Raw genomic sequence first — 2187 nt, forward strand, 5'->3', positions numbered from 1 at the left:
GGATGGAGCAGATGGCGCAGCTGCACCATGGCCATGGGGTGCGCCAGGCTCTGCGCGTCGGTTTCGAGCTGCAGCTCGTCGCCGCCGCGCTTGGCGGTGCGGGCGAGGATCTCGTAGACGGCGGCGGTGGTCGATTGCAGCGCCTTGACCGGCGCCTGGCCGGAGAGAACGCGCGCCAGATAGACCGCTGCCGTCAGGTCGCCGAGCCCGTTCGGCGGCCTCTCGATCACGCGGTGCTCGGCAAGCAGCGCCTGGCTGCCGTCGAGCAGGAAATTGCCGGTCCCGCCCGCCATCATCGCCGGCGCCGAGGTCACCAGCATGGTCGAAGGCCCGGCATGAAGGGCGGCCGCCGTCACCGCCTTGATGTCGGGCAGCGGCGCGCCCGCCATCCATGCCAGCTCATAGCGGTTCGGCGTCGCGATATCCGCGATCGGCATCAATTTGTCGCGCATGGCTATCGCCGTCGGCTCGGGCACGTAGAGCCCGCCGGAATCGCCCATCACCGGATCGCAGATGTAAAGCGCGTTCGGCGTCTTTTCCTTGACGGCGGCGACCAGCGAGGCGACAGCCTCGGCCTGGCCCGCCTCACCGAGATAGCCCGACAGCACGGCCCGTACCTCGCCCAGCCAGGGCGCCCGCTCGAGATCGGCCATCAGCGCCTTGAACTGGTCGAGCGGCGGCACGATGCGGGTTGCGCGGCTGTGACCCGGATGCCAGGGCAGGATGACGGTCGGCACCGCCCAGACCGGGAAACCCAGCGTCTCCAGCGCGAAGACGGCGGCACGGTTGCCGACCGAGCCGCGGGCGACATGGCTGGAGATGACGATGACCGCGCGCGGCGCGTCGGTTTTTTCTGCACTCATGGAATCTGATTCCTAGAGCAATCCCAGGGAAAATGTGTAGCGGTTTTCCGTCCGGAATTGCGTCAAAACAAAGAGCCACGCGTGGCGGCATACACCAGCCAGACCAATAGCCCAATGGCGATGACGAAGCCGAGCGTTCGGCCAATGCGGGTTCCCCAATATTCGATAGGATCGGCGCGGTCGGCGTCGGCCGCGGTTACACGGTCGCGCGCGTCCTTCGCCGTGCGGGTTATGAACGACGCGCCGCCCGGGGACGTTTCTTGTCGCACGCGCTCGAGGATGCGGCGCGATTCGGTTTCGTTATCCCGGCGCTCGGCCATGCAATTGCCCTTTCCTGCCCGCAGCTTAGAGCAATTCCAGGAAAAGTGCGAAGCGGTTTTCCGCCCGGAATTGCGTCGACAAAATTGATGAAATTCTGTTCGCTCGGCTATTCACAGTGGCTCGCGCCCGAACTGGAATCGGCGTCATCAGCCGGACATTTTCTTACGCGTGGATTGTGGTAATGCTTCGCATGCAACTTCTGTCGAGGGACCAATCATGATCGCCGAGCGCCTCTCACCACCTTCCCGCTTCCGCAGCCTGCCCGCCTTCCTGATGATGGCTTTCGTGCTGCCGCTGCTTGCCGGCTGCGGCTACAACACCATTCCGACGGCCGAGGAGAATGCCCATGCGGCCTGGAGCGAGGTGCTCAACCAGTATCAGCGTCGTTCCGACCTGATTCCCAACCTGGTCGAGACGGTGAAGGGCTATGCCTCGCATGAAAAGGATACGCTCGACGCGGTGGTCGAGGCGCGCGCCAAGGCAACGCAGATCACGGTGACGCCGGACACGCTGAAGGATCCCGAAGCGCTGAAGAAGTTCCAGGATGCCCAGGCCGGGCTGACCAGCGCGCTGTCGCGGCTGATCGCGGTGTCGGAAGCCTATCCCGACCTCAAGGCGAACCAGAATTTCCTCGCGCTGCAGGCGCAGCTCGAAGGCACCGAGAACCGCATCGCGGTGGCGCGGCGCGACTACATCCAGGCGGTCAGGGACTACAATCTGACGCTGAAGACCTTCCCGTCCGTGCTGTGGGCGACCTTCTGGTTCCGTGGCAACCAGCCCTTCGCCAACTTCACCGTCGACGAGGACAAGATGCAGGTGCCGAAGGTCGATTTCGGCACGAGCACCACCAAGCAGGGCGGGTGAGCGGACATTCAATCGAGTTTGTCAGCTTTGCGTTCCTTCGCGCCCCCCTCTGTCCTGCCGGACATCTCCCCCACGAGGGGGGAGATCGGATGTCGCGTCGGCTTTCGTCAATCGCCAAGGTCTGAAAGGGAGAGCCGGC

Annotated in this window: 3 protein-coding genes; 1 reads left to right on the forward strand and 2 read right to left on the reverse strand. The window is 64.6% G+C overall.

The window, feature by feature from the left end; all coding sequences use genetic code 11:
• Window positions 1-863, reverse strand: an 863-nt coding sequence (gene pdxY / locus EOD07_RS31650; RefSeq protein WP_127238068.1) for a pyridoxal kinase PdxY, incomplete at its 3' end; no start/stop codon positions are given.
• Window positions 864-925: 62 nt separating this feature from the next.
• Window positions 926-1183 (reverse strand): hypothetical protein, encoded by a 258-nt coding sequence (locus tag EOD07_RS31655; protein WP_127238069.1) that lies wholly within the window; start codon window positions 1181-1183, stop codon window positions 926-928.
• Between the two features lie 217 nt (window positions 1184-1400).
• Between EOD07_RS31655 and EOD07_RS31660 the strand changes: the two genes are divergently transcribed.
• Window positions 1401-2048: a LemA family protein gene (locus EOD07_RS31660; RefSeq protein ID WP_127238070.1), complete on the forward strand. Its 648-nt coding sequence runs from the start codon at window positions 1401-1403 to the stop codon at window positions 2046-2048.
• The last annotated feature ends 139 nt before the right edge of the window (window positions 2049-2187 follow it).

The sequence above is a fragment of the Mesorhizobium sp. M2C.T.Ca.TU.002.02.1.1 genome, from assembly GCF_003997225.1.